Source organism: Planomicrobium okeanokoites (assembly GCF_003428875.1).
GTDB classification, from domain to species: Bacteria; Bacillota; Bacilli; order Bacillales_A; family Planococcaceae; genus Planococcus; species Planococcus okeanokoites.
Genome location: NZ_QQRS01000026.1, coordinates 1 through 3,214, shown reverse-complemented (window position 1 = coordinate 3,214; position 3,214 = coordinate 1). Strand labels below are relative to the sequence as shown.

General features: G+C 49.4%; 1 pseudogene. It reads right to left on the bottom strand.

Annotated features, from left to right (window positions below):
* Nucleotides 1-1,218: 1,218 nt before the first annotated feature.
* Nucleotides 1,219-3,093, bottom strand: a pseudogene (locus tag D2910_RS17075) (FAD-dependent oxidoreductase).
* Between the last annotated feature and the right edge of the window lie 121 nt (nucleotides 3,094-3,214).

The following is a 3,214-nucleotide window of genomic DNA, read 5'->3' as shown; positions in this document are numbered from 1 at the left end:
CCGCTTCACCTCTACTATAAAAAAATTAGTAGGATAAACCAATGCCTTGGTTCGTCCTACTAATCTTAGTATGTTTTTTGTGGGTGGGGAGGGAGGTTGTAGGTGAGGTAAGAGGTGGGAAGCGTAAGATGAAATTTGAAAAACGTAAGATAGAAATGCGATATCATAAGATAGAGGGCCAAAATCATAAGATAAAATTTCACCCATACGAGTCAACCCACTATTAGCCAAGATCGGGCGGCATGGCCGCCCACTGGGCAGTCCGCTGGCGGACTGCATTCCATTCGAGTGCACTTTTCTCTTGGATGAGAGCCGTTGAAGAGACGCGTTCGTAAGATAGGAACTGCAAACCGTAAGATAAAACTCGAAAAACGTAAGATAGAAACGTGAAATCATAAGATAGCCAGCCAAAATCATAAGATAGAACTGCACCTATGCGAGTCAACCCACTCTCTGAATTGATCGGGCGGCAACCGCCGCCCACTGGGCAGTCCGCGGGCGGACTGCTTTCCATTCGAATGCACTTTTCTCTTGGATGAGAGTAGGAGGAGTATGCGTTCGTGAGATAAGAGTTGTAAACCGTAAGATAGAACTCGAAAAACGTAAGATAGAAACGTGAAATCATAAGATAGACAGCCAAAATCATAAGATAGAATTTCACCCATGCGAGTCAACCCACTCTTAGTATGATCGGGCGGCAATAGCCGCCCACTGGGCAGTCCGCAAGCGGACTGCTTTCCATTCAGATGTACTTTTCTTTAGGAGAAACCTCTTTAAAAGTCGGCACGTTAAGTAAAATCCGCTATACGTCACTAACTCATCGCTATATGTCAGCAAATTCATTCCATACGACACACAAATAAGTCTATACGTCACCAACGTCCATCTATATGACAACTCAACCCACTACTAAAACCATCCATAAAAAAGAGCGACGCAGATTTCAAACTGCGTCACTCAACTTTCTATTTATCAATGCACTCTCTGAGATATGGAGCAAAACAGCGAAGACTCCCAGGTGACTAAGCGAAGTGCTGAGATCCACTCGGGCGAAGTGGAACTAGTCCGAGTTAGCTCAGCGCAAGCCACCAGGAAAGCGGAGCTGTTTTGCGGAATATCGATTATCCATATTTATAAGTTAGCTTTACTTACATAAAAACCAGTGCAGAGAATGTCTCTGCACTGGCTCTAAACTTCATCACTTAATCACTTAAAACGTTACTCAAGCGCTTCATTCAAATTCACTAACACGCTATACAACAAATAATAACCTTCAGCACGCGTCAATTCGCGCTCACTGTCTACACGGCTGTGGATGGTTTCGTCCATAAGGCCAAGTTCAAATGCCTGATCCCACGGCGCATCAGAAACAGTTTCATCACTGAACGCTTCCACCAGGTAAGTACCAGCAGCTTCACGCGTCAGCATCTCCTCAGCAGACGTGACGCCTGCCGTGATTTCAGCTAACTTGTCGCCATATTGTTCATTCAGGCGGTCGTCGGTATGGACGAGGCCAGTACCAAGTGTTTTCAGGAAGCCGAGAGCTCCTTGCGGCTTGTCGACTTGGAGGTCGTTGTCATAGCCGCCGAACGCGAGGCCGTAGTCCATCAGATACTGGACAGCGCCGTCGAACCATTCGCCTTCATAAGGGTAGTCGATATCGAAGTGCTCGACTTTCGCGCCTTGGTCAGCCAATGTCGTGCGCAATTGTTCGATCGCGTCTTCATTTTTTGACAGCTCGCGGAAGTTCATGTCCGCTTCGATCGACTGAGCAGCAGCAGCACCGCCGGCTTCAGCAGCGGCCATCCCTGTTGGAATGATGCGCGCACTGCCGGCGGCTAGTGATGAATAACCAGCGGAGCGGCTGACAACCAGGATGTTGTCGATTTCAAGCGGTACCAGGGAGCGGAACGGTACCGAATACTGCACCGGGCTCGATAACACATAACCGTAGTCATTTGGAGACGTTGCCTGAACGTCGACCGGATAGCCGCCGAAGCCGATGCTGTCTCAGTGGTCCGCATTCGTCCAGATATCGGACATCTGCAGGATATATTCCGCCTTCATGTGGCGGGTTTCACGAATGTACATTTCATCCGGGAAGCTGGCAATTTCGGCATTTTCAAAGCCTGGGAAGTTCTCGCGCAGCCATTTTACGATATGTTCCGTTTCGCGGATACCGCGTTCAAGGCCTTCCGCTTTGGATGCTTCATCCAAACCGTCAACGCCGAAAACTTGCAATGCGTTGATGTAATACTGATCTTCATTGCCCGGCACACGGACCAAGTTCAATCCGCGCAGGCGCGTATTTTCTTCGACCGCCGGATACGTCGTATGCAAGTCGCCGAAGCCCCATGCGACGATCGGCGTCACTTCGCCATAACCGAAAACTTCATCGTCAGCGGCTTTCTTTACGCCGTCCCAATCAAGCCCGGTCAAATGGATCATCGGCGTCACCGACATCAAACGATTCTTCAAGTTGATATCTTCACCGCCGACATTGAAGGGAACACCCGCGTCCGCTGCAAAATTGGCGTCTTGTGTCGCGTCAATAAAACGTTTGCCATTTACGGTGAAATTGCCGTTTTTATTTTCAAGTTCTGCGCCAGTCACCGTACCGTTTTCGACAATCGCCGAAGTAAAGTCGGTTTCAAGCGCCAGCGTGATATTTTCTTCATCTTCAACCAGTTTCAGAAACGCTGCTTTGGCCAGCTCGATATCGTACGAACTGCCGCCGCCGACCAGCTGGTGCCATTCCTTGAAGATCCCGGCAACCGCGCTTTCGCCGCCGATGCCTTGCACCATGTCAATGAAGTTCAGCATGCCGTATGTCATCAAGCCGCCAAGTCCCGGACGATGCTCAACCAGCAGGACCGAAGAACCGTTGCGCGCAGCCGAAACCGCAGCCGCCACACCTTCCGGCTCGCCGCCGATGACAACGACATCATATTCGTCCGCAATCTCCGGAATCTCTTCCGCAGGCTGATATTGTTCAACCAAGGTTTTCTGTTCTGTCGTCGGACCGGCCGCACTCTGGCCGCCGCTGTTGTCTTTGAAATAATGATAGGCCGTCGTGATGCCTATCCCCAGCACAAATGCCAGAAACGCGATAATGATGGTCTTCTTCAACGTAAAACTGGACTTTAGTCAAGAAAGTGGACAGTAGTTTCTAATAAAATTCTCATTAAAATTCCTACCGCACTTCGTTTGGTGA